This is a genomic window from Longimicrobium sp., from assembly GCF_048594345.1.
Taxonomy (GTDB): Bacteria; Gemmatimonadota; Gemmatimonadetes; order Longimicrobiales; family Longimicrobiaceae; genus Longimicrobium.
The window spans coordinates 41,352-65,170 of record NZ_JBMDXM010000117.1 but is presented as its reverse complement, the minus strand read 5'-3'; the positions used below and the strand labels follow the sequence as shown (position 1 = coordinate 65,170).

Sequence of the window (23,819 nt, the reverse complement as noted above, 5' to 3'; positions counted from 1 at the left end):
CGGCATCCAGGGGCTACTTTGGCGCCCGTATTCTAAGCAGAGAAACGGTTTTACGCGATGCCACAGACACACGCGCCCCCCACGGCGCTTCCCGCGCCCGCCGAAAAGGCGGCGCACGTACGGCGGATGTTCAGCTCCATCGCGCCGCGCTACGACCTGCTGAACCACGTTCTGTCGCTCAACATCGACAGGCTGTGGCGCAAGCGCGCCGTCAACCGGCTGGGCTGGGAGCGTGCGCCGGAGGGCACCTACCTGGACAACTGCGCCGGCACCCTGGACCTGGCGGTGGAGCTGGCGAAGCGCAAGGCGTTCCGGGGCCGCGTGGTGGGGAGCGACTTTACCTACGCCATGCTGGAGAACGGCGTGGACGCGGGCAAGACCCGCGGCGCCCCCATCGGCCCGGCGTGCGCGGACGCGCTGGCGCTCCCCTTCGCCGACGCGGCATTCGACGGCGCCACCGTGGGCTTTGGGGTACGCAACCTGGCGGACCTGGACGCGGGGCTGCGCGAGATGGCGCGCGTGCTCAAGCCCGGCGCCCGGCTGGTGATCCTGGAGTTCACCACGCCCGGGTGGCAGCCGTTTCGCGGGCTGTACTTCTTCTACTTCCTGAAGGTGCTGCCCATGGTGGGGCGGATGGTGTCCAAGCACTCGTCCGCCTACACCTACCTGCCGGAGTCGGTGCTTAGCTTTCCGGACGGCCCGGAGCTGGCGCGACGGATGGAGGCGGCGGGCTTCAGCGGGGTGAAGTGGGAAACGCTCAGCGGCGGGATCGCCGCGCTGCACCACGGGACGCGCGTCTGATGAGCACGCCGATCAAGCTCTTGGCTGCGGGGCTGCTGCTGGGGTTCTTTGCCTGCTGCGTGGCGTCGGCGCTGCTGCAGCTGGTGGCCTGGCGCCACGTCCGGCCGGGGCAGGGGCCCACCGTGGTGGGCGTGTGGAAGCCGGAGCACTACTTCGACGAGGTGGGGCTGCGGCAGATGAAGCTCGCCCGCTGGCTGCTGATCACCGGCGGGGTGATGTTCGTGTCGTACGTGATTCTGGGCCGGGTGGTGGGGACGGTGGCGGGGTAGGGGGTACGAAGGTACGGGGTACGAGGGTACGGGGTACGAAAGTACGGGACGAGGCGCGGTGGAGGGTGCGGGGCGAGATGGTGGGCTGCCCCCCACCCCCGGCCCGCCCCCCCAAACGGCGTGGGGGAGGGGGGGGCGACGCACCTTGCCGACGCGGGATCGACTGCGCCCCTCTCGGTGAGGAACGAACGGGGAGGGGCCGGGGGAGGGGCCCCCTGCGGACGCAGTTCGAAGTATCGGAGCGCGCCCGTAGACGTGCCCATACCAGGCGGTCCCATCAGCCGTGAACCGGCTGTGGACAGATAAAGCGAGACGAGATGGTCTTTCAGAACCTGCGCGAGTTTCTGCGGTACCTGGACCGCACCGGCCAGCTGGTGCGCGTGCGCGAGCCGGTGTCGGTGGACCTGGAGATGGCCGAGATCGCCGACCGCACCATGAAGCTGCCCGGCGGCGGGCCCGCGCTCTTCTTCGAGCGGCCGGTGCTGATGGACGGCACGGAGAGCGACGTGCCCGTGGCCATCAACATCTTTGGCAGCTGGCGGCGGATGGCGGCGGCGCTGGGCGTGGAAGACGTGCAGGAGCATGCACAGCGCATCGCCGAGCTCATCAAGCCCGAGGTGCCCAAGGGGATCAAGGGCAAGCTGGCCATGCTCCCCAAGCTGTTCGACCTCACCAAGGTTCCGCCGCGCCCCTTCAAGGGCAAGCCGCCCTGCCAGCAGGTCGTTTTGCGTGAAGGCGAGTTCGACCTTACGAAGCTGCCGGTGCTCAAGACGTGGCCGGACGACGGCGGGCCCTTCATCACCCTTCCCATGGTGGTGACGTCGGACCCGGAGACGGGCGGGCAGAACATCGGCATGTACCGCATGCAGGTGTTCGGGCCCACCACGACGGGGATGCACTGGCAGCAGCATAAGGGCGGCGCCGGGCACTACCGCGCGTGGAAGCGCGGGCCCGGCGGGCGGATGCCGGTGGTCGTCGCCATCGGCGGGGACCCGGCGACCATGTACACGCCCAGCGCGCCGCTGCCGCCGGGGATCGACGAGTACCTGTTCGGCGGCTTCCTTCGCCGCGAGCCGGTGTACACCTGCCAGGCCATCACCTGCGACCTGACCATCCCGGCGCAGGCGGAGATCGTGCTGGAGGGGTACGTGGATACGGACGAGGATCTGGCGATCGAGGGGCCGTTCGGCGACCACACCGGCTTCTACACGCTGGAAGACCCGTATCCCGTCTTTCACGTGACGACGGTGACCATGCGCGAGGACCCGGTGTATCCGGCCACGCTGGTGGGCCGGCCGCCGGTGGAGGACGTGTACCTGGGCGGCGCCACGGAGCGGATATTTCTTCCGCTCGCCCGCCTGACGATGCCGGAGATCCACGACTACCACATGCCCCCCGAGGGCGTGTTCCACAACCTGGTGTTCGTCAGCATCAAAAAGGAGTATCCGGGCCACGCCTACAAGGTGATGCACGGCCTGTGGGGAATGGGGCTGATGTCGCTGGCCAAGGTGATCGTGGTGGTAGACGAGTGGATCGACGTGCGCAACGTGCAGGAGGCGTGGTGGTACGCGTTGGGCAACATCGATCCGCAGCGTGACGTGGAGTTCACCCGCGGCCCCGTGGACGACCTGGACCACGCGTCGCAGATCCCCTCGTTCGGCAGCAAGATGGGGATCGACGGCACCAAGAAGTGGGCGGCCGAGGGTTTTGCCCGCCGCTGGCCCGACATGATCGAGATGACGCCCGACGTAAAGGCGTCCGTCGACCGCATCTGGCCCCTGCTGGGCATCAAGCCGGTGGATTGACGACGAGGCGCCCGCTCCACCCGTAGATGTGAACGTGATGAGCGGCAAAGTTGATCCGAACGATTGGCGTACCTGGCCGCGCAACGGAAATCGCGTCGACGCGCCCGAGGATGGTTCGATGGAGCAGCGCTTTGCGGCCGTCTGGGCGCTGACGTGCGAAGAATACGGCATCGATCCTGAGAATCCGCCGCCGATGCGGAAGGACATCATCCGGATCATCCGTCGTCCGGATCGCTGACTCTGGAGGTTACGATGAAGCTGAGCCTTCCGTACGAGCAGATCGCGCAGTTCTGCCGCAAGTGGAACGTGAGCGAGTTCGCGCTCTTCGGCTCCGTGCTGCGCGACGACTTCCGCGCGGACAGCGACGTGGACGTGCTCGTGACCTTTCGTCCAGAATCGCGAGTATCTCTGTTCGATTTTCCAGGGATGCAGGACGAGCTTGAAGCGATCTTTGGGCGCCGGGTGGACCTGCTGACGCGCCGCGGCGTGGAGGAGAGCCGTAATCCCTATCGCAAGAAGTCGATTCTGGATTCGGCCGAGGTCGTGTATGCAGCCGCGTGACGCGAGCTACCTCTTCGACATCCTGGATGCGGCAAGATCAGCCCGTGACTTTGTCGCTGGCTATGATGAGGACTCCTTTGTGGCAGATCGGAAGACGCAATCGGCGGTCATCCGTGAACTGCTGATCATCGGAGAAGCAACCAAGCAAGTTTCACCGGCCTACCGTGACGCGCACCCGCAGATTCCGTGGCGTGCAATGGCGGGCATGCGAGACGTACTGGTGCACAACTATCGCGGAACCAGCCTTGAGAACGTGTGGATTGCCGTGACGGAGTCCCTGCCGTCGCTGATCGCCGCTCTGGCGCCGTTGTTTCCGCCTGAGGACATCCGGATTATCGAAGCGGGTGGGGGCCACCACCACGATGGGTGAGGCGACGCCAATCGGGGTAAAAGGGCGAGACCGATGAAGCTGAGCCTTCCGTACGAACAGATCGTGGAGTTCTGCCGCAAGTGGAACGTGAGCGAGTTCGCGCTCTTCGGCTCCGTGCTGCGCGACGATTTCCGAGTGGACAGCGACGTGGACGTGCTCGTCAGCTTTCCCTCGTACGAGGCGACCCCCTCGTTGTTCGATCACGTGGAGATGCAGGACGAGCTCGTGGAGATGTTTGGCCGGCCCGTCGATCTGCTGACGCGCGGCGGAGTGGAGGGCAGCCGGAACCCGATCCGCAAACGCGCCATCCTGGAATCGGCGCGCGTGGTTTACGCGGCGCCTTGATGCCGCGAACGGTCGTAATCGTAAACGAAGCAGGTAGGCAGTGACGACGCATAGACTGGAAGGGCAGCACATCGGGGGGCGGGGCAGGCTGGCGGACTACGCCAACCTGGTAAAGCTGCCGCACACGGTGTTCGCCATGCCGTTCGCGATGGTGGGGGCTACGCTGGCCTCGTACCGCTATCGGGTGCAGGCGCTGGACGTGCTGCTGATCCTGGTGGCGTTTACGGCCGCCCGGTTCGCGGCGATGGGCTTCAACCGCATCGTGGACCGCGGCATCGACGCCAGGAACCCGCGCACGCAGATGCGCGAGATCCCCGCGGGAAAGCTGACGGTGGGTGAAGCGACGGCGTCCGTCATCATCGCCTCCCTCGTCTTTTTCGTCTGCGCGGGGCTGCTGAACCGGCTGTGCCTGTACCTGGCGCCGCTCGCGCTGGGGTGGATTCTGTTCTACTCGTACACCAAGCGCTTTACCCGCTACGCGCACCTGGTGCTCGGATTCGCGCTGGCGATCGCGCCCGTCGGGGCGTATCTGGCCATCGCGGGGGAGTGGAGCCGGCCGGCGGGGGCGCTGCTGGTGCTGGCGGGGGCGGTGCTGTGCTGGGTGGCCGGGTTCGACATCCTGTACTCGCTGCAGGACATCGACTTCGACCGGGGCGAGGGGCTGCACTCCATCCCCGCGGCGCTCGGCATCCGGGGCGCGCTGGCGTTCTCGCGGGTGCTGCACGCTCTTTCCGCGGCGCAGTTCATCGCGCTGGGGGCGCTGCTGCCGGAGCTGGGGCCGGCGTACTTTGTGGGCGCGGCGATCGTGGCGGGGATGCTGGTCTACGAGCAGAGCCTGGTCAAGGCGGACGACCTGTCGAAGATCGACGCGGCGTTCTTTACGCTCAACGGCATCATCTCCGTCGTCTTTTTTCTGATCGTGCTGGGGGAAAGGCTGTTCGCGTGAGGGTTTCGCCCGGCGCGCCGGTCACGTTCGGCATCACGGGGGCGTCGGGGGCGCCGTACGCGGTGCGCCTGCTGCGCGCGCTGAACGACAGCGGCACGCCGGTGCGGCTGATCGTGAGCGGCTACGGCCTGCGGCTGCTGGCGGAGGAAACGGGGATCGACGGCGCCGACGCCCTGCGCGCGGCCACGGGCGACTGGTCGCGGCTGGAGCTCTACGACTCGCTGGACCGCGGCGCCACGCCCGCTTCCGGCTCCGCGCCGTCAGCGGGGATGGTGGTCTGTCCGTGCAGCATGGGGACGCTGGCCTCCATCGCGGCGGGCATCTCGCGCAACCTGGTGGAGCGGGCGGCGGACGTGGCGCTCAAGGAGCGGCGGCCGCTGATCCTTGTCCCCCGCGAGACGCCGCTGTCGCTGATCCACCTGGAGAACATGACGCGGCTGACGCGCGCCGGGGCGACCATCATGCCCGCGGCGCCCGGCTTCTACCATCGCCCGCAGTCCATCGACGACATGGTGGACTTCGTCGTCGCGCGGATCCTGGACCATCTTGGCGTGGAGCACCGGCTGGGGAAGCGGTGGAAGAGCGGCGAGGGTGAAGGGGTGAACGGGTGTGATGGTGTGATGGTGTGATGGTGTGATGGTGTGATGGTGTGATGGTGTGATGGTGTGATGGTGTTCGACCCGTGTCAGCATCGGGCGGGGTGGGGCGTTTTCTCGATGGGCGGAGCAGGGGAAGGGGTCCTGTTGGCCTCGTTATCGATCAATCCATGAGGTGCCCATGATCAAGCGCCTGGTCCTGACCGTCGCCGCGGTGCTGCTGGCGGCATGCGCGGGCGACCCCGCGGGCTCCACGCACGGCGGCCTGCGCGCCGAGCCCGCCGATGGAACCGCGGTCGCCATCACCAACACGGGCGACCAGCCGGTCTACTACCGCATCGTGAACCCCCAGGCGCTGGCGTCGTGGATGCCGTGCACCTCGCCCGCCGACTGCCCGGAGATCGGCGGACGGCAGACGGTGCGCATTCCGCATGCGGCCATCGAACTGCACCAGCCGGACAGCCAGAGGGCGGAGCTGTACTGGTGGAAGTTCGCGCGGATCGAGGGCGGGTACGTTACGGTGGACGAGGGCCGGCTGCGCATCCGGCTCTGATGGTTTCGATCCTGCGGTAGCCCGGCCGGATGAACATCGGCATCATCTCAGATACCCACGGACTGCTGCGCGCCCAGGTCTTCGAGGCCTTCGAGGGGGTGGACCACATCCTCCACGCCGGCGACGTGGGCGATCCCGACATCCTGACCGAGCTGGCCGCGATCGCGCCCGTGACGGCGGTGTGGGGGAACGTGGACGGCTCGGAGATCCGCGCCCGCGTGCCCGAGGTGGCGCGGCTGGAGCTGGGCGGCGTACGCATCGTCATCGTCCACGGCATGCAGTTCGGCTCGCCGACACCGCAGAAGGTGGCGGCGGCGCACGCGGACGCGGGGCTCGTCGTATTCGGCCACTCGCACAGGCCGCTCATCCAGCAGGTTGGCCCCACGCTCGCCGTCAATCCCGGCAGCGCGGGGCCGCGCCGCTTCAAGGACCCGGTGACGGTCGCCGTCGCGGAAATCGAGAACGGCACCGTGGAGGCACGGCTGATCCCCCTCCTTTCCCCCACTCCCTGAAATTCCGGTGGCGTTCATTACACGGAAACGCGCGCTGCTGGCGCTTTCTTGTTGCGCGCTCTCCGCGGCCCCCGCCGCCGCCCAGCAGGGGTGGATGACGGACGACCGCGTGCTGCGCGCCATCTGGGATGAGGGGATGCAGCGGTCGCAGCTGGAGCCGCTGGCGCAGGCGCTGACGGATTCGATCGGCCCGCGGCTGACGGGGGCGCCGGGGCAGCAGGCGGCGCACGTGTGGGCGGCGGCGCAGCTGGCGGGCTGGGGCGCGGAGGCGCGCAACGAGCCGTACGGCACCTGGATAGGCTGGCGACGCGGGACGGCGCACATCGATCTCGTCCAGCCGCGGACGCGCACGCTGGAGGCGCGGCTGCTGGCGTACTCGCGCGGCACGGACGGACCGGTGACGGGCGACGTGGTGCCGCTGCCGGAGGTGGCGGATTCGGCGGCGTTCGCGGCGTGGATGGGTACGGTGCGCGGACGCTTCGTGCTGCTGGACGCGGCGCCGGTCACCTGCCGGCCCACGGAGAACTGGCAGCAGTGGGCGCAGCCGGCCACGCTGCAGCGGCTGGCGCGCGAGGTGGCGCAGGCGGACAGCGCCTGGGCGCGGCGGCGGGCGCGCAGCGGGATGGAGTCGTGGGAGCTGACCCACGCGCTGGGCCAGGCCGGCGCCGCGGGGGTGCTGACGACGGAGTGGACCGGCGGATGGGGCACGTCGTACATCCACATGACGATGACCCCGGCCGTCCCCGTGCTGAACGTGGGGTGCGAGGACTACGGCCTGCTCGCCCGGCTGGCGGAGCGCGGGCAGGGGCCGCGGCTGCGCGTGGACGCGAGCGCGGAGTACACGGGCGAGGCGCGGGCGATGAACACGGTCGCCATGGTGCGCGGCCGCCGGCTGCCGGACGAGTACGTGGTCCTTTCCGCCCACTTCGACTCGTGGGACGGGGCGTCGGGCGCCACGGACAACGCCAGCGGAACGGTGGTGATGATGGAGGCGATGCGCATCCTGCGTCGCGTCTATCCCCAGCCGCGGCGGACGATCGTTGTCGGCCTGTGGAGCGGGGAAGAGCAGGGGCTCAACGGCTCCCGCGCCTTTGCCGAGGACCATCCGGAGGTGCTGGCCGGGCTGCAGGCGCTGCTGAATCAGGACACCGGGACGGGGCGCATCGAACGAATCTCCCTGCAGGGATTCAGCGAGGCGGAGCCGTTCTGGCGCCGGTGGATGGGCCGCCTGCCGCCGGAGCTGACGGACGGTGTGGAGCTGGATGCGCCGGGGATGCCCAGCGCGGGATCCAGCGACCACTCGTCGTTCGTCTGCCACGGCGCGCCGGCGTTCTGGCTGCTGTCGAAGTCGTGGGACTACGGCACCTACACCTGGCACACCGACCGCGACACGTACGACAAGCTGGTCTTTTCCGACCTGCGCCGGAACGCGGTGATGCTGGCCATGCTGGCGTACCAGGCTTCGGAGGACCCGCGCCGCATGCCGCGTACGATGCGCCCGGACCTGCCCGCGGCCACCGCACCCGGCGAGCCCGGCCGCTGGCCCCGATGCGAGGCGGCGAGCCGGACGATCGGCGGATAAAAGGTTGCGATGGCGCGGATCCCTCTCCGCCGGAGCGCGCCGGCCGATCGTCGCCTGCTAAAAAACTCGCATTTTCCGCGAGACCACCCCTAGATTACGCGCGGACCCACCCCCCCCGCCGGCGGATACGGCCGGCATTCACACCCCCGGAGACTGGGATGAAGAAACTCGCATTGTGGGTGATGGGCGCGGCCGCGCTGGCCGCCGCGCCGCTGCAGGCGCAGCCGGAGTGGACGTCGAGCGATCCCGTGCTGCGCGGGATCTGGGAAGAGGGGACGCAGCGCTCCCGGCTGGAGCCGCTGGCGCAGGCGCTGATCGACTCGCTGGGGCCGCGGCTCACGGCGTCGCCGGGGATGTTCGCCGCGCAGGACTGGGTGGTGCGCACCTACGGACAGTGGGGGATCACGGCCCGCAACGAGCGCTACGGCACCTGGCGCGGGTGGAACCGCGGCTACACGCACGTGGACCTGCTCACGCCCCGCGTCCGCACGCTGGAGGCGATGTCGCTGGCGTGGAGCCCGGGCACCACCGCGCCCGTGGAGGCCGGCGTGGTCGTCCTTCCCGACGTGGCGGACTCGGCCGCGTTCCGCGCGTGGCTGCCCAGCGTGCGCGGCAAGTTCGTGATGATCAGCTTTCCCCCGCCCACCTGCCGGCCGGACGAGAACTGGCAGCGCTGGGCGGTGGCGTCGGACTGGGAGCGCTTTCGGCAGGCGCGCACGGAGGCGGCGCAGGCGTGGACGCAGCGCCTGGCGCGCACGGGTCTGGCCGCGCGCGACCTTCCCGTGGCGCTGGAGCAGGCGGGCGCCGCCGGCGTCCTGAGCAACCTGTGGTCGGCCGGATGGGGTGTGGAAAAGATCTTCAACGCCCGCACGCGCATCGTCCCCACCATCGACCTGAGCTGCGAGGACTACGGCCTGGTCTACCGCCTGGCCACCAACGGCGACAACCCCACGCTGCGCATCGACGCGCGCGCGGAGTTCACGGGCGAGGAGACGCCCGTCAGCAACACCATCGCCGAAGTGCGGGGGGCGCGGAAGCCGAACGAGTACATCATGCTCAGCGCCCACTTTGACTCGTGGGACGGCTCGTCGGGCGCCACGGACAACGCCACGGGGACCATCGTGATGATGGAGGCGATGCGCATCCTCCGCGAGGTGTATCCGCGCCCCAACCGCACCATCGTCGTGGGGCACTGGAGCGGCGAGGAGCAGGGGCTGGTGGGTTCGCGCGCGTTCGCGGAGGACCACCCGGAGATCGTGCGCGGGCTGCACGCGCTGTTCAACCAGGACAACGGCACCGGACGCATCCGCAACATCAGCATGCAGGGCTTTACCGGCGCGGCGCCCATCTTCCGCCGCTGGCTGGCCGCCATGCCTCCGATGGTGACGGACAGCGTGAACATCGACGATCCGGGCATGCCCAGCGGCGGCGGATCGGACAACGCGTCGTTCGTCTGCCACGGCGCGCCGGCGTTCGGGCTGGGGTCGCTGTCGTGGGATTACGGCACCTACACCTGGCACACCAACCGCGACACGTACGACAAGATCTCGTTCGATGACGTGCGGCGGAACGCGCTGATGGTGGCGATGCTCGTCTACCTGGCGGACCAGGAGCCGGAGCTGATGCCGCGGGACCGGCGGACGGAGTTCCCCGTGAACCAGCAGACGGGGCAGCCCGGATCGTGGCCCGCGTGCCAGGCTCCGTTCCGCAGCGCCGCGCAGAGCACGCGCTGAAAGAAGGAAAAGAATTGTCTCACGCAGAGTCAGCAGAGTTACCAGAGTTGAAGGATAACGGCACGAGCAAACTCTGCTAACTCTGGTAACTCTGCATGAGGCACATCTTTGGGGAGGGCTGAGGACGAACGAGAGCGGGCGGGGATCGCGATGATCCCCGCCCGCTTTCTGCTCGCCGCCAATCGACTCAGCCTTCGGGGGCGGAGTCGGGCTCGGCGCGGCCGGTGGTGTCGGGGGTGAACGTCTGGATGAGCGAGTCCACGTTCACGCCGGCGGGGGCCTGGACGGAATCGGCTTCTTCCTCGCCGCCCACGCCGCGCAGGGTGATCATCGCCACCTCGGGCGCGGCGCCAAAGCGCACGGGCACGTATCCAAATCCCAGTCCACAGGTGACGAAGAGCGTGCTGCCGCGCACCCGGTAGATGCGGGTGGAGGCGGGATTGGGCGTGCCGGGCAGGACCTCGGTGTTCAGCCAGGTAAGGCGCGGCGTTCCCGGCACCTCCACCTGGCCGCAGAAGGTGTGGCCGGAAAGCACCGCCGGGTACTTGTCCGTGGGCAGCGTGACGGCGGCGACGGGCATGTGCGCCAGGACGATCGGCGTTTTTCCGCCGCCGGGGATGCCGCCGAAGATCTCCGCACGGCGCCAGTCCGGCCGCCGCGCCGTGTACGGATCGATCCCCGCGATGTACGCGGTGTCGCTGCGCCGGATGAAGGGGGCGCGGCGGTTCTCCAGCAGCTGCACCCCCGCGCGGCTCAGCGCCTGGCGGGTGCGTATGGCGGTGCTGTCAGGGCCGTCGTCGGAGCGCTCCAGCATGTCGCGGTCGCCCAGGACGGCGAACACCGGCTTTCCGCGCAGCGGCGCCAGCACCTGCTCCAGCGCGGCAAAGTCGCTTCCCCGCGACACGTAGTCGCCCAGCAGCACAAAGATGTCCGGCTGCTCCGCGGCCGCGCGCTCCACCGCGGCGCGCGCCGTGGCCGCGTTGCCCGACCACATCCCCAGGTGAAAGTCGGAAAGGGCGGCGATCTTCATCCCCTCCCACCCGGCGGGAAGGCCGACGACCTCGATCTCCACCGGCACCAGCCGCACGTTGTCGGCGCCGGTTGCGCCGTAGATGATGCGCAGGCTGTCGACCCGCTGGGCTTCGTCGGCTTTCGCGCGGCCGCCGCCCGGCCCCCGCTCGCAGGCGGCGAGGGAGGCGGCGATGAGCGGGATCAGAACAAGAAAGCGGAAGGCGGTCCGCATCAACGGCTCCGTCGTGGGTCAGCGGCGTGGGGGAGAATGCCCCGGATGCGCTGGCCGGGCGCAACGGCTGTGCCGTGGGGTCAGGCGCTCAGCGGCAGCGCCTCCACGCGGGCCGGCGGCGTGGTGTTTTCCATCTCCTGCGGGCGGGCGCGAAACCAGCGCGCCAGCAGCAGGATCTCGTCCACCTGGTGCCGCTGCACCAGCGCCGCCTCCTGCTCCGGCCGGCCAAAGTGCTCCTCGCACAGCCGCGCCAGGCGCCGCTTTTCCGCCGCCGTCCGCGGGACGGAGATGGTCGCGCGCACCGTGCCGCGGCGGACCAGGTAGATGCGGTCGTCGCCGTCCACGCCGGGGACGCGGTAGGCAAAGGTCAGGCTGTCCAGCGCCTCGCGCAGCCGGGCAAACTCGTCGCGCAGGTGCTCCAGCCGGTGCAGGCGGTCGCGCAGCAGGCCGGCGTACTCGAACTCCCACCGGTCGGCCGCGGCGTTCATCCGCTGCTCCAGCCAACGGGTGGGCTCGTCGGCGTGTCCGTTCAAAAACGCCTTGGCCAGCTCCACCCGCGCATTGTACTCGCCCTCGCTGCACCGCGCGGCGCAGGGCCCCAGGCACAGGCGCAGCTCCGCGCGGTGGCAGCGCGGGACGTGCTCGAACGAGAACAGGTCCGGCTGGTCGGCGAAACGGATGGGGGTGGCCTGGGGGCAGTCGCGCAGCCCCAGCAGGTCGTTCAGCTCGCGCACCGCTTCCTGGATGCGCCTGCCCCCGCGAAAGGGGCCGTAGTACGCCGCCGCGTCGTCGGACACGGCGGCCACCACGAACAGCCGCGGCGCCTTGCCGGGCGCCAGCTTGAGGAACGAGTACCGGCCGTCGCGCTTGTGCTGCACGTTCATCCGCGGCCGGAACCGCTTGATCATCTGCAGCTCACGCAGCAGCGCGCTGAACTCGCTGGGCTCGTAGTCCCAGGTGAGCGTGTGGCACTCGTTGATGATGCGGTGCTGCTTGTCGCCCTTGCGCGCGCGCAGGTACGACAGCAGGCGCGTGCGCAGGCTCTTGGACTTGCCCACGTACAGCACTTCGCCGTCCGGCCCCAGCATGCGGTACACGCCGGGAATGTTGCGGGCTTCTCTGACGAGCGCGCGAAGCGGATGCGCGATGGTGGACTTCAAAAGGGCAGCAGGCGCGGCGGTGAACAAAAGCCGAAGCAATGCCCAAGGTACTGCGCGGTGACCGCAAGCGAAAGGGAAGCGGTTTCGATTCACGGAGTGGACAGGCGGAAGCCCGCGCTCTGGAGGGCGAAACTCTGGCAACATTGCTTTGTAAGGCGTGAAATGTTCATCGATCTATCCTTCACAAAGATTGTACACACGGGAAGGATGAGATAAAGTAGGCACGGTGGCGGAAATGGTTAAGGGTGCGAAGTCGCTAAGGGAGCGTTAACAGGCTACCAAGGCGTGGTCAAATGGATCGTGACGCATTATCTTGGTAGTGGTTCCCTGCCCATTTCGCCCCCCGATGGAGAATTTTCCCATGAAGATCAAGCGTAGTCTGCTTGCGGTGGCCATTACCTTTGCCGCCGCTGCCTGTTCAGGCGACGTTGCCGGTCCCGACTCATCTGCCCGTGTCCCTGCGCACCAGTCCGGCACGACGCCGCAGGAACCGGCAACTACGAATGGTTCGGCGACGACGACGACCGTGCCCCCGGAGCCGGACCCCGGCGATACCGGTTCGACGGGATCCGGCTGCTGCATGGGCCGGTAAGCTGGAGACGAGAAAGGGCGCGGCGCCGATGGTGACGCCACGCCCTTCACGTTGTCCAGCGGACGGGAAGCTTACACGGTTGCCAGTCCGGACTGCAGCGACCGGATGAACTCCGCGGCCAGGCTGTCCTCCGCCTCGACCACCTCGGGCCGCGCGGTGGCCCGGTGCGTTTCCACGGCCCGATGGTGCCGGACCGAATCGAGCGCCGCTTCCGCGGCAAGGCGGATGCGCCCCTCGCTGCGGCGCGACCCGGTTTCCAGCGCCTCGCGCGCGGCCTGCTCGGCCTTGTCCCACATCCCCAGGTTGGCGGCGCCGAGCGACATGTCCAGCAGCGCCTCGGCCGCACGCTCGTCGGCCGCGGTGCTCTGCATCTCGTCGTAGCATGCGTCCCACGCCTCGCGGAAGGCGGCGCGGTCGCCCAGTCCCCCCGCCGCCCGTGCAATGCTGCTCCACGCGCTCAAGCGGTCATCCGCCTGCGTGAAGTGCGCGAGCGAGGAGCGCAGCACCGGGAGCGCACGGGCGTAGTAGCCCTGCTGCGTCCACCAGTACCCCACGTCCTGCGCCAGCGCCGGGATGCGCGGGTGGTGGGGACCGTACGCCTCGAACGCGGCGCGGGCCAGGCGCTGTGCCTCTTCGGGCCGGTCGCCCTGGTTGGCCACCACGAACCAGTCGTGAAGCGCCGAGCCTTCGATGGAATGCAGGCTGTTGCGCTGGGCCGCGCGGACGGCCCGGGCAAGGAACCGGCGGGCCGCGGCGAAATTGCCGCGCTGCCTGTACAGGTTGCCCAGGCCGTTGAAGGCCTGCGCGTAGGTGGCCCAGTCGCCGACCTGCCGGGCCAGCGCGATGGTGCGGCGGAACCAGGTTTCGGCGCGCGCGTGCTCGGCGCGGCGGCGGGCCAGCTTGCCGACGGCGAACGCGGCGGTGGGGTCACCCGGGGTCACGGTGGCGGCCGCCTGCGCGAATGCCAGCGCCGTGGCCAGCAGTCCCTCGTCATCCGACCACTGCGAGATGCGCCGGCACGCCAGCGCCACCATCTCTTCCGAAATGCGGGTGGGCTCGCCCAGCATCCGCGCCAGCACCGACATCGGCTCTTCCACTTCGGCGGCGGGCTGCGCGGCCAGGATCATGGCCATGCGCGTGCGCTCGGCGTCGGACGAGAAGAGCGCGGCGCGCTCGTCGTCCTGCGCGTCCGCCCACAGAAGCGCGTCGCGAAGGGACTGCCACAGCACGAGCCCTCGTTCACCGGACAACTCGTCCAGCACGCCAAGGCCCTCGAAGATCTCGTCGCCGCGCTTGAGCGCGGGCGGAACGCGCCAGCGGCGCTGGGTCTTGCGCTGGGGGACGCGGAATTTACGTGCTTGCATGGTATGGGAAGTTCGGAGGAGCGCAGGGCGGGTTGGATGAATGGAGCAGGATGGGAGAATAATAATGCACCAGGCGAAGAAAACAAAGCATTTCATGCGCGCGGTGGCGCAAAACTGGGCTGCACCGCTCCTCTAGGGCGCTCCCCTAGTGCTGGCACGCCGGACAAAAGAAGGTGGAGCGGCCTCCCTGCACGATCCGCTCGACCGTTCCGCCGCACACGCCACACGTCTGTCCCTCGCGGTCGTACACCTTAAGCCGTGCCGCAAACGCGCCCTCCTGGCCGCTGGCGTCGCGGTAGTCCAGAAAGGTGGTGCCCCGGAACTCGATAGCCTCGGCCAGCACCTGCCGCACGCCGTCGCGGATGCGCGCCAGCTCGTCCGGCGCGAGCGAGTTGGCCGGGCGCCGCGGATCCACCTTCGCGCGGAACAGCGCCTCACTGGCGTAGATGTTTCCCACCCCCACCACGCGGGCCTGGTCCATCAGCCAGGTCTTGACCGCCACGCGCGAGCGGGGCGCGGCCTGCTGAAGCCACTCGGCGGTAAAGTTGTCGGAGAGCGGCTCCACGCCCAGCTCGCCATCGAACGTCCGCCACGCGTCGTCGGCCAGGGTCCACAGCCGGCCGAAGCGGCGCACGTCGTGGTAGCGCAGCTCGCGCCCCTTGTCCAGCGTAAGCCGCACACCCAGGTGCGTGGGCTCCTCCTCCCCCGCGCGGGCGACGAGCAGCCGGCCCGTCATCCCCAGGTTCACCAGCAGCCGGTCGCCGCCCAGGTCCATGACGATGTTCTTGGCCCGGCGGGTGACGCCGCGGATCTTCTTTCCCTTGATCTTCTTCGCGAAACCCTCGGGCGTGTCGTCCTCGATCAGGTCGGGGCGCACCACCTCGACCTTTTTGATGGTGGAGCCGGGAAGGAGGCGCGCCAGGTCGCGGACGATGGTTTCGACTTCCGGAAGCTCAGGCATGGTTGCCTGCCCGCGCGATCTCGCGCCATCCGATGTCGCGGCGAAAGTGCCGGCCCTCGTACGTGATGCGCTCCGCCGCCGCGCGGCTGCGCTCCGCCGCCTGGGCGACCGTCGGCGCCAGCGCGGTGACGGCGAGCACGCGGCCGCCGGAGGTCGCCAGCGCGCCATCTTCCGCCCGCTGGGTGCCGGCGTGGAAGATCACGACGTCCTCCATCCGCTCCACCTCGGCGGGAAGGTCGATGGCGACGCCGGTGGAATAGTCGCCCGGGTAGCCTCCGGAGGCCAGCACGGTGGTGGCGGCCGCGCCGGGGGCCCACTCCAGCGTGGTGCCGGCGATGGACTCGCCGCGGGCGATGGCCAGCATGGGGACCAGCAGCGAGGAGCGGAGGAGCGGAAGCACCACCTGCGTCTCCGGGTCGCCGAAGCGGGCGTTGAACTCCACCACTTTCGGCCCGTCCGGGGTGAGCATGAGGCCGGCGTAGAGAAGGCCGCGGAAGGTGTGCCCCTCGGCGGCCATGGCGGCGATGGTGGGGCGCAGGATCTCGGCTTCCACGCGCGCCATCAGCTCCGGCGTGGCCAGTGCGACGGGTGCGTACGCGCCCATCCCGCCGGTGTTGGGCCCCGTCTCGCCCTCGCCCACCCGCTTGTGGTCCTGCGCCGGAAGCATGGGGAGGACGTTCTCGCCGTCGGTGAGGGCAAAGACGGACAGCTCCTCGCCGGTCATCCGCTCCTCGATCACCACCTGCGCCCCCGCGACGCCGAACGCGGCGTGCTCCATGATCTCCGCCACGGCCGCGAGCGCCTGCGCGGTGTCGTCGCACACCATCACGCCCTTGCCGGCGGCCAGCCCCGACGCCTTGACGACGAGCGGGCCACCCATCTCGCGCACGTAGGCCTTGGCGGCGGCGCGGTCGTCGAACACCTGGAAGGCGGCGGTGGGGATGCCGTGCCGCTGCATCAGCGTCTTGGCGAACGCCTTGGACGCCTCAATCTGCGCGGCCGCTTTCGTGGGCCCGAACACGGGAAGTCCGTGGGTGGAGAAGTGGTCCACGATCCCCTCGGCCAGCGGCGCCTCGGGCCCGACGATCGTGAGGTCGATGGCGTTCTGCTCCGCCCAGCCGGCGATCGCCTGGATCTCACCGGAGGCCAGCGGGACGGAGGTGGCCAGCCCGTGCATCCCGCCGTTGGCGTGGGTGACGAACAACTCCGCCTCCGGCGCGTCGCGCCGCAGCTTCCACAGCAGCGCGTGCTCGCGCCCTCCGTTGCCCACCACCAGGATCTTCAAAGATCGCCCCGTCTCGACAGGTATGTTTGGATGAAAGGGGATTCTACGGTGCGAGCGAACTCCAATCAACGGGCGTCCTGCCGGTCGGGAAAGGAGCCGCGCATCCGCGGAGTCGCATTATGCCCGTTCGCCGCGAAGGTGGGCGATCGTATCAACAATGTACGGGTCAGACTTCAGGCCGTGCGGATTGGCCGAAAAAATGCTGGACGGCCGGTGCCGGTCATATTGCTCCCACCGGCAGGTTCGTTATGCCTCATCGACCCCTTTCCGGGAGTTCTCGATGACGAAACCGAGCGTTCGATGGCCGTTTGTCATGCTCGCGGTCAGCGTGGCCGCGGCAGGGGCGTGCGCCACTGACTCGCCCGCGCCCACCCACGCGCTTTCTCCTCCCCCTGACATCGAACGGTACGTCACCGGTGCTGCGGCGGCGGCACTCGGGGCTGACGGCCTGTTCCCGGACGCGGAGCCCGCGCCCCGCGAACGGCCCATGATCTCTCGCGCGCGGGCCAAAGCACTCGCGCTGGGCTATGTGAACAGCTACGGGCAATTCCTTGAGCCATCCTGGGAGGAGCGGCGCGGCGCCCCGATCAATCTCAAGGTCCTGCAAGCCTCACCGCGCGTGCATTACGCGGAATCGCCCTATGGCGCCTTTCCGGAAGGGCCCTATCACCCGGCGTTTCGGCGTGAGTTCGGACCGTACTATCTGGTTACGCTGACGGATGGGAACGCACCGGTGCTGCTGGTCGCCGTTTCGGCTTTCAACACCGACGTGGGGCTGGACGAGCGGGGGCAGGTGCACGAAACGCCACTCGGCGGGAACGAGTTCGTGAGCACCGCGATTCCTCGTGATCCGAAAGGGTACCGCATGCCAGGCGCCGAGCAAGCGGTCGAGCGGGTTGCCTTGATGACCGGCGCGCGGGCGAACGGCCCGCCCGAACTCCTGCAGCGGCCGCGCTGGCATCCCGCCGCCGCGTTGTGGAAGATTCCACTCGACCGCGTGGTGCGGGTGCGCGTGCGCAGAACATCCGCCCCGGCCATGGCGGACGCACTGTACATCGACGGCGGCGGCCGCTCCTTCGTGCCGAGTGCCGAGCAGCCGGATGCGGAAGTGAGGGACCTTGTGATCGGTCCTCCCTGGGGCCGCGGAGCGCGCACCATGCAGGCGCGCATCCCGGTGGCCCCCGGTCGAGCGACCCGGTTTGAGGAGGTGACCGTTGAGTCGAGCTGAGGCGGCTGTCGGCGCTCATGCCGCCCGCGATGCACGCGAAGTTCGTATCTGGGTCGTCCGGCGCCGGGCCGCGATGTTCATCCTCGTTCAGGCCGCCATGCTGGCTGGCGCGTGCGACGCCCCCAACACCCGGAACTGTCCTCTCATCGGGAAGGGTGGGTCGGATGTATACGAACTGGAATACGAGCTCCTGATTCCGTCCAACTGCCCGGTTCCGATCGGCACACCCGGTGAAATCAAGCGCGCCGGAGCGTACGTTCGTGACCGCGGCAAGGACGAGTTCGTGTACGCGGTCGCGATCGTCACGAACTCCGCTGGGCAGAACGTAGGCTTTGACTTCGACCTGTTCAGGTTGATTGACGGCGGAGATGACGGGGCCGAGGCGGAACCGACGACCACCTACCGTGCGGCGACCGCGGGTTCGGTGAATCTCGACAATGCGTATGACTACGGCTATTTCGAAGCGACAAACGATCTTAGCCGCACGGGGAGTGGTCCGCACGGGGAAATCAAGATCACCTACACCCGTTCCGCGATCGCCAACGTGATCGACGGCACCTCCATCCCGCCGCGCAACTCCACCGCCACGTGGCGTGCGTCGGTCACGGGCGGTGCGCCGCCGTACAACTACTACTGGTACCGCGATGGGACGCTGGTAGGCACGTCGGAGTTCTACACGGGAAACACCGGCACGGAGAACTTTGGGCTGCGGGCCGCGGTGGTGGACCAGACGATGACGGAACGGGTGGCGGTGATGCCGGTGGACGTGGGAGGCGCGCTGACGCACATCGACGGCCCCGGCATGGCGTACCTCTACACCAACAACCCGGGGATGAGCAGCGCCACCTGGACCGCGGCGGTGCAGGGTGGGACGCCGCCGTTTACGTACCAGTGGTACCGCGACGGCTACCCGACGGGTGCGAACGGCGCATCGCACACCGAGCACATCGACGAACGGGTGGATTTCACGCTTCGCGCACTGGTGCGGGACGCAACCGGGAAAACCGCGTCCAACGAGAAGTTCGTGCGGGTAGCGCAACGGGACTGCGCAACCTGTCCGGCGTACTGAACGCAGCGGGGAAAGCGAGCCGCTCCGGAGCACGGGCTCCGGAGCGGCTTTCACATCTACCTCTCGATCCTTGTCATACGGAATCCGGGAAAACACCTGTCATTCTGAGCGAGCGCCCCCGTCGGGCTCTCGGGAACGCCACGAAGCCTGTGGCGCGACCGAAGAATCTCCTTCCCCTCGCGCGGAACCCCTTTCCGGGCAACGCCCGGGAACCCCATCGTGACGGAAAGAACCGCGCGTTTCAGCATGGAGATTCTTCGGTCGGCGCCACTCTCCTGCGCGAACGGAGAGCGTTGCGCGGCGCCTCCCTCAGAATGACACTTTTGTCGGATCTGGTATCAGACGTGCGACAGCGCCTGGTCCAGGTCGGCGATCAGGTCCTCCACGTCCTCAACGCCGCAGGAAAGGCGCACCAACCCGTCGGTAAGGCCCATGGCGTAGCGGCGCTCGCGCGGGATGGAGGCGTGCGTCATCATGGCCGGGTGGCCGATCAGGCTCTCCACGCCGCCCAGCGACTCGGCCAGGGCAAAGATGCGCACCTGGTTCACGAACGCGGCGGCCTTTTCGAGGGAGCCCATCTCGATGCTGATCATCCCCGTAAAGCCGCGCATCTGCTTCTTCGCCAGCTCGTGCTGCGGGTGCGAGGGCAGGCCGGGGTAATAGACGGCCTGCACTTTGGGGTGCGCGTCCAGCCACTCGGCGATCTGCTGGCCGTTGGCGTTGTGGGCCTTCATCCGCAGGTGCAGCGTCTTGGTGCCGCGCATGGCCAGCCAGCAGTCCCACGGCCCCGGCACGCCGCCGGCGGCGTTCTGCAGAAAGCGCAGCCGCTCGTGCAGCTCGTCGTCGCGGACGACGATGATGCCGCCCACCATGTCGCTGTGGCCGTTGACGTACTTGGTCACGGAGTGCAGCACGATGTCGGCGCCCAGCTCCAGCGGCCGCTGGTTGTACGGCGACGAGAAGGTGTTGTCGACGCTGAGCCACGCCCCGGCCGCGTGCGCGATCTCGGCGGCGGCGGGGATGTCGGTCAGCTGCATCATGGGGTTCGTGGGCGTTTCCACGTGGACCAGCTTCGTATTGGGCTTCACCGCCGCGCGGATGGCGTCCAGGCTGCTGCTGTCGACAAAGCTGAACTCGATGCCCATTCGCTCGATCACCTGCTTGAACAGGCGATAAGTGCCGCCGTACACGCCCTCGCCGCAGACCACGTGGTCGCCCGCGCTCAGCAGCTTGATCATGGTGTCGGTGGCCGCCAGCCCCGAGGCAAAGGCGATGGCGTGCGCGCCGTTTTCCAGCGCGGCCACGTTGCGCTCGTACGCCTCGCGGGTGGGGTTGTGGGTGCGGGCGTACTCGTATCCCAGGTGCCGCCCCAGCTCCGGCTGCACGTAGGTGGACGTCTGGTACACCGGCGTCATGATGGCGCCGGTGGTGGGGTCCGGATGCTGGCCGGCGTGGATGGCGATGGTCCCGATCCCCAGGCCGGCCGTGTTGTTTCCGTCTTTCATCAGTCCGTACGCGTGTGATGGTGTGCGCTTTCCGGCCCGGGCCGCGGCGGTCCCGCGGCTGAAGGGGGGCAAGATACTTCCCGGTCGGACGGCGGAGCAACGGCGGTGCCCCTCCCCCGGCCCCTCCCCGTTCGTTCCTCACGGAGAGGGGAGAACTTCGATCCCGCATCCATGCATCCAGCCGCGTCGGCAAGATGCCCCTCCCCCGGCCCCTTCCCGTTCGTTCCTCACGGAGAGGGGAGAACCGCGGGTGCGGTTCGGCGGATTACGACGATGGGCGACGCTGCTTCGGCTCGGCGTTGCAGCTTGCGGCGGATGTTCACCGCATCTGGCGATTGGCCGAACGAAGGGCGTTGACATGATCTCACTGACGAATTATCGTCGGTGCGGGAGGAGAAAGCAAGAATGATCGACGAGATGGATATCAGGATCGTGGAGATCCTTCAGCAGAACGCCCGCACGCCCAACGCGGAGATCGCGCGGCAGGTGGGGATGGCGCCGTCGGCGATCCTGGAGCGCATCCGCAAGCTGGAGGAGCGCGGGGTGATTCAGGGATACGCGGCGCGCATCAACCCCGAAGCGTACGGCGTGGGGCTTACGGCGTACGTCTTCGTCCGCGCGGACGAGCGCGCGGGGGCACCCACCACGGCGGACCGCATGGCGGAAATCCCCGAAGTGCAGGAGGTGCACCACGTGGCCGGCGAGGACTGCTTTCTCGCCAAGGTGCGGGTGAAGAGCCCCCGGGCACTGGGCGAGCTGCTGCAGAAGAAGTTCGGCGCGATCGAGACCATCCGCTCCACGCGGTCGACGATCGTGCTGGACACGGTAAAGGAGAGCGCGGTGCTGCCGCGGCCGGCCCGAGGAGACGAGGATGACTGAGACGAAGACGGCGCACCCCTCGAAGGCGCTGCTGCTGGCCGCGTTCGCGGCGGTGTACCTGGCGTGGGGAAGCACCTACGCGGCCATCCGCATCGCCATCGACACCATGCCGCCGCTCCTGATGGCGGGGGCGCGATTCCTGCTTGCGGGCACGCTGCTGTACGCAGTCATGCGTTTGCGCGGCGAGCCCGCGCCGGAGCGCCGGCACTGGAAGAACACGGCGCTCATCGGCCTGCTGCTGCTGATGCTGGGCAACGGCGGCGTGACCATGGCGGAGCGCACGGTGCCCAGCGCGATCGTGGCGCTGCTGGTGGCGATGGTGCCCATGTGGATGGTGCTGCTGGAGTGGCTGCGCCCCGGCGGCACCCGGCCCACGGGGCGAACCCTCCTGGGGCTGGTGATCGGCTTTGGCGGCATCGTCCTTCTGGTGGGGCCGGGGAGCCTGGCGGGCGGGGAGCGGGTGGATCCCCTGGGCGCGGGGATCGTGACGGTGGGGGCGCTGGCGTGGGCGTTCGGCAGCATCTGGTCGCGAAGCGCGGCGCTGCCGAAGAACGCGCTGGTGGCGACGGGGATGGAGATGCTGTGGGGCGGCGTATGGCTGCTGCTGGCGGGAACGCTGCGCGGCGAGCTGGGCGCGCTGGATCCGGGGGCGTTCACCACCGCGTCGGTGCTGGCGTACCTGTACCTGGTGGTCGTCGGCTCGCTGGTGGGCTTCAGCGCGTACATCTGGCTGCTGGGGGTGAGCACGCCGGCGCTGGTGAGCACCTACGCCTACGTCAACCCGATCGTCGCCGTTCTGTTGGGGTGGGCGCTGCTGAACGAGCCGCTGAGCGGGCGCGTGCTGGCGGCGGCGGCGATCATCGTGGTGGCGGTGGCGGTGATCACGTTCGGAAAGCGTCCGCAGCCGGCGGCGGAGGCGGTAGTGGAGGATGAGGGAGGCGTGGACGGACGGGGTGCGGAGGGGCGGCGCAGCGCGGCTTGACGCGCCCCCGCACGGAAGAGACATTGCCGCCCCGGCCGGATGCGCCGGCGTGACAAAGCCGTTTTCAAGCAGCGGATTGCCGTGATCGATACGTCGAAATTGATGGTGAGCGTCTCCGGGGTGCGGGGACGGGTGGGCGACGGGCTTACGCCGGAGGTGATCGCCACCTTCGCGGCGGCGTTTGGCGCCTACGCGCGGAGTCGCGGGCCGGGCAACACGGTTGTCCTGGGCCGCGACTCGCGCGTGTCGGGGGCCATGTTTGCCCGCGCGGCGACGGCGGCGCTGCAGTCCGTGGGCTGCAACGTGGTGGACGTGGGCATCGTCCCCACGCCGACGGTGCAGCTGGCGGTGGAGGACCTGCACGCGGCCGGCGGGCTGGCGGTGACGGCCAGCCACAACCCGATCGAGTGGAACGCGCTCAAGTTCATCGGCCCCAGCGGGATGTTCCTGGACGGGGCCGAGGGGGCGGAGATGCGGGCGTTCCTGGACGGCGAGATCCCCCGCGCCACCTGGGACGGGCTGGGCGGATGGAGCGAGGACGGCGGCGCGGTGGAGCGCCACCTGAAGCGCATTCTGGCCATCCCCTTTCTGGACGTGGAGGCGATCCGGGCGAAGCGATTTCACGTGGCGCTGGACTGCGTGCGCGGCGCGGGCGGGAACATCTTTCCGCAACTGCTGGAGGCGCTGGGCTGCACGGTCGACGCCATCAACATGGAGACGGACGGGCGCTTTCCGCGCGAGCCGGAGCCGGTGGCGGAGAACCTGAAGGAGCTGGAGGAACTGGTCCGCCGCACCGGCGCGGTGATCGGCCTGGCGACGGACCCGGACGTGGACCGGCTCTCCCTTGTCAGCGGCGAGGGGCGGGCGATCGGCGAGGACTACACGCTGGCGCTGGCGTCGTCGCTCGTCCTTCGGCACCGGCCGGGCGCGGTGGTGACCAACCTGTCCACCAGCCGTCTGCTGGACGACGTGGCGGAGCAGGCAGGGGCCAAGCTGGTGCGCGCGGCGGTGGGCGAGATCAACGTGGCGCGGCGGATGCAAGCGGAGGGCGCCACCATCGGCGGAGAAGGGAACGGCGGGGTGATCCTGCCGGACGTGCACCTTACGCGCGACGCGCCGGTGGCGGCGGCGCTGGTGCTGCAGCTGCTGGCGGAGACGGGCCAGCCGCTGCAGGCGCTGGCGGACGGAATTGGCCGGTACGAGATCGTAAAGGAGAAGGTGGCGCGCCCGTCGCAGCCGCTGGACGCGGTGTACGACGCGCTGGCGGCGCGCTTTCCCGAGGCGGACGCGGACCGGCAGGACGGGCTGCGGCTGGACTGGCGCGCGGAAAAGAAGTGGGCGCACCTGCGGCCGTCCGGGACGGAGCCGATCGTCCGCGTGATCTGCGAGGCGCAGACGCGCGCCGAGGCGGCGGGGCTGGTGGAAACGCTGCGGGCGGCGCTGCCGGAGTAGGGGACGGCAGGGAATAGGGAATAGCG

At 69.1% G+C, this 23,819-nt stretch carries 25 protein-coding genes; 19 read left to right on the top strand and 6 right to left on the bottom strand.

What is annotated here, in order from left to right:
• Positions 1-57: 57 nt before the first annotated feature.
• From ACOJUJ_RS12975 to ACOJUJ_RS12915, 13 genes are all read left to right on the top strand, one after another.
• Positions 58-801, top strand: coding sequence for a class I SAM-dependent methyltransferase (locus ACOJUJ_RS12975; RefSeq protein ID WP_420127306.1), 744 nt, complete (start codon positions 58-60; stop codon positions 799-801).
• Positions 801-1,070: a hypothetical protein gene (locus ACOJUJ_RS12970; protein WP_420127305.1), complete on the top strand. Its 270-nt coding sequence runs from the start codon at positions 801-803 to the stop codon at positions 1,068-1,070. Before ACOJUJ_RS12975 ends, ACOJUJ_RS12970 begins: the two co-directional genes overlap by 1 nt.
• 317 nt (positions 1,071-1,387) lie before the next feature.
• A complete protein-coding gene (locus ACOJUJ_RS12965; protein ID WP_420127304.1) occupies positions 1,388-2,875 on the top strand; it encodes a menaquinone biosynthesis decarboxylase in 1,488 nt (495 codons plus the stop codon).
• Positions 2,876-2,912: 37 nt separating this feature from the next.
• Positions 2,913-3,113: a hypothetical protein gene (locus ACOJUJ_RS12960; protein WP_420127303.1), complete on the top strand. Its 201-nt coding sequence runs from the start codon at positions 2,913-2,915 to the stop codon at positions 3,111-3,113.
• 14 nt (positions 3,114-3,127) lie between these two features.
• Entirely contained in the window at positions 3,128-3,436 is a 309-nt protein-coding gene (locus ACOJUJ_RS12955) for a nucleotidyltransferase family protein (protein ID WP_420127302.1), read from the top strand.
• Positions 3,423-3,806, top strand: a complete 384-nt coding sequence (locus tag ACOJUJ_RS12950; protein ID WP_420127301.1) for a DUF86 domain-containing protein — start codon at positions 3,423-3,425, stop codon at positions 3,804-3,806. The genes ACOJUJ_RS12955 and ACOJUJ_RS12950 overlap by 14 nt, the downstream gene beginning before the upstream one ends.
• A 33-nt stretch (positions 3,807-3,839) precedes the next feature.
• Entirely contained in the window at positions 3,840-4,151 is a 312-nt protein-coding gene (locus tag ACOJUJ_RS12945) for a nucleotidyltransferase family protein (protein ID WP_420127300.1), read from the top strand.
• Between the two features lie 40 nt (positions 4,152-4,191).
• Positions 4,192-5,097, top strand: a complete 906-nt coding sequence (locus ACOJUJ_RS12940) for a UbiA-like polyprenyltransferase (protein ID WP_420127299.1) — start codon at positions 4,192-4,194, stop codon at positions 5,095-5,097.
• A complete protein-coding gene (locus ACOJUJ_RS12935; RefSeq protein ID WP_420127298.1) occupies positions 5,094-5,726 on the top strand; it encodes a UbiX family flavin prenyltransferase in 633 nt (210 codons plus the stop codon). Before ACOJUJ_RS12940 ends, ACOJUJ_RS12935 begins: the two co-directional genes overlap by 4 nt.
• A gap of 148 nt (positions 5,727-5,874) precedes the next feature.
• Positions 5,875-6,246: a hypothetical protein gene (locus tag ACOJUJ_RS12930; RefSeq protein WP_420127297.1), complete on the top strand. Its 372-nt coding sequence runs from the start codon at positions 5,875-5,877 to the stop codon at positions 6,244-6,246.
• Between the two features lie 29 nt (positions 6,247-6,275).
• On the top strand, positions 6,276-6,758 hold the full coding sequence (locus ACOJUJ_RS12925) for a metallophosphoesterase family protein (protein WP_420127296.1): 483 nt from the start codon (positions 6,276-6,278) through the stop codon (positions 6,756-6,758).
• 7 nt (positions 6,759-6,765) lie between these two features.
• Complete coding sequence (locus ACOJUJ_RS12920; RefSeq protein ID WP_420127295.1) at positions 6,766-8,340, top strand: M20/M25/M40 family metallo-hydrolase; 1,575 nt, start codon at positions 6,766-6,768, stop codon at positions 8,338-8,340.
• A 158-nt stretch (positions 8,341-8,498) separates the two neighbouring features.
• Positions 8,499-10,073 (top strand): M20/M25/M40 family metallo-hydrolase, encoded by a 1,575-nt coding sequence (locus ACOJUJ_RS12915; RefSeq protein WP_420127294.1) that lies wholly within the window; start codon positions 8,499-8,501, stop codon positions 10,071-10,073.
• Positions 10,074-10,260: 187 nt separating this feature from the next.
• Here ACOJUJ_RS12915 and ACOJUJ_RS12910 read toward each other — a convergent pair whose 3' ends face one another.
• Entirely contained in the window at positions 10,261-11,316 is a 1,056-nt protein-coding gene (locus ACOJUJ_RS12910) for a metallophosphoesterase (RefSeq protein WP_420127293.1), read from the bottom strand.
• Between the two features lie 80 nt (positions 11,317-11,396).
• Positions 11,397-12,476 carry a GIY-YIG nuclease family protein gene (locus ACOJUJ_RS12905; protein WP_420127292.1) on the bottom strand — a complete coding sequence of 360 codons (1,080 nt, stop codon included), beginning with the start codon at positions 12,474-12,476 and terminating at the stop codon, positions 11,397-11,399.
• A 361-nt stretch (positions 12,477-12,837) separates the two neighbouring features.
• Here ACOJUJ_RS12905 and ACOJUJ_RS12900 point away from each other — a divergent pair, with 361 nt between their 5' ends.
• Positions 12,838-13,068 (top strand): hypothetical protein, encoded by a 231-nt coding sequence (locus ACOJUJ_RS12900; RefSeq protein ID WP_420127291.1) that lies wholly within the window; start codon positions 12,838-12,840, stop codon positions 13,066-13,068.
• Between the two features lie 71 nt (positions 13,069-13,139).
• On the opposite strand, the gene ACOJUJ_RS12895 is transcribed toward ACOJUJ_RS12900, so the two are convergent.
• From ACOJUJ_RS12895 to purD, 3 genes are all read right to left on the bottom strand, one after another.
• Positions 13,140-14,432: a tetratricopeptide repeat protein gene (locus ACOJUJ_RS12895; protein ID WP_420127290.1), complete on the bottom strand. Its 1,293-nt coding sequence runs from the start codon at positions 14,430-14,432 to the stop codon at positions 13,140-13,142.
• Positions 14,433-14,577: 145 nt separating this feature from the next.
• The gene (mutM, locus tag ACOJUJ_RS12890) at positions 14,578-15,393 is read right to left on the bottom strand and encodes a bifunctional DNA-formamidopyrimidine glycosylase/DNA-(apurinic or apyrimidinic site) lyase (RefSeq protein WP_420127289.1); all 816 of its coding nucleotides are present in this window, start codon (positions 15,391-15,393) and stop codon (positions 14,578-14,580) included.
• Positions 15,386-16,678 (bottom strand): phosphoribosylamine--glycine ligase, encoded by a 1,293-nt coding sequence (gene purD / locus ACOJUJ_RS12885; RefSeq protein ID WP_420127288.1) that lies wholly within the window; start codon positions 16,676-16,678, stop codon positions 15,386-15,388. The genes mutM and purD overlap by 8 nt, the downstream gene beginning before the upstream one ends.
• A 280-nt stretch (positions 16,679-16,958) precedes the next feature.
• Here purD and ACOJUJ_RS12880 point away from each other — a divergent pair, with 280 nt between their 5' ends.
• A complete protein-coding gene (locus ACOJUJ_RS12880) occupies positions 16,959-17,906 on the top strand; it encodes a hypothetical protein (protein WP_420127287.1) in 948 nt (315 codons plus the stop codon).
• Positions 17,893-18,975 (top strand): hypothetical protein, encoded by a 1,083-nt coding sequence (locus tag ACOJUJ_RS12875; RefSeq protein ID WP_420127286.1) that lies wholly within the window; start codon positions 17,893-17,895, stop codon positions 18,973-18,975. The genes ACOJUJ_RS12880 and ACOJUJ_RS12875 overlap by 14 nt, the downstream gene beginning before the upstream one ends.
• 338 nt (positions 18,976-19,313) lie before the next feature.
• On the opposite strand, the gene ACOJUJ_RS12870 is transcribed toward ACOJUJ_RS12875, so the two are convergent.
• Entirely contained in the window at positions 19,314-20,480 is a 1,167-nt protein-coding gene (locus tag ACOJUJ_RS12870; RefSeq protein ID WP_420127285.1) for a cystathionine gamma-synthase, read from the bottom strand.
• Between the two features lie 405 nt (positions 20,481-20,885).
• On the opposite strand from ACOJUJ_RS12870, the gene ACOJUJ_RS12865 reads away from it, so the two are divergent.
• The 3 genes from ACOJUJ_RS12865 (at position 20,886) to glmM (ending at position 23,793) form a co-directional block, all read left to right on the top strand.
• On the top strand, positions 20,886-21,359 hold the full coding sequence (locus ACOJUJ_RS12865; RefSeq protein WP_420127284.1) for an Lrp/AsnC family transcriptional regulator: 474 nt from the start codon (positions 20,886-20,888) through the stop codon (positions 21,357-21,359).
• Positions 21,352-22,341 (top strand): drug/metabolite exporter YedA, encoded by a 990-nt coding sequence (gene yedA, locus ACOJUJ_RS12860; protein ID WP_420127283.1) that lies wholly within the window; start codon positions 21,352-21,354, stop codon positions 22,339-22,341. The genes ACOJUJ_RS12865 and yedA overlap by 8 nt, the downstream gene beginning before the upstream one ends.
• 81 nt (positions 22,342-22,422) lie before the next feature.
• Positions 22,423-23,793: a phosphoglucosamine mutase gene (glmM, locus tag ACOJUJ_RS12855; RefSeq protein ID WP_420127282.1), complete on the top strand. Its 1,371-nt coding sequence runs from the start codon at positions 22,423-22,425 to the stop codon at positions 23,791-23,793.
• Positions 23,794-23,819 lie beyond the last annotated feature (26 nt).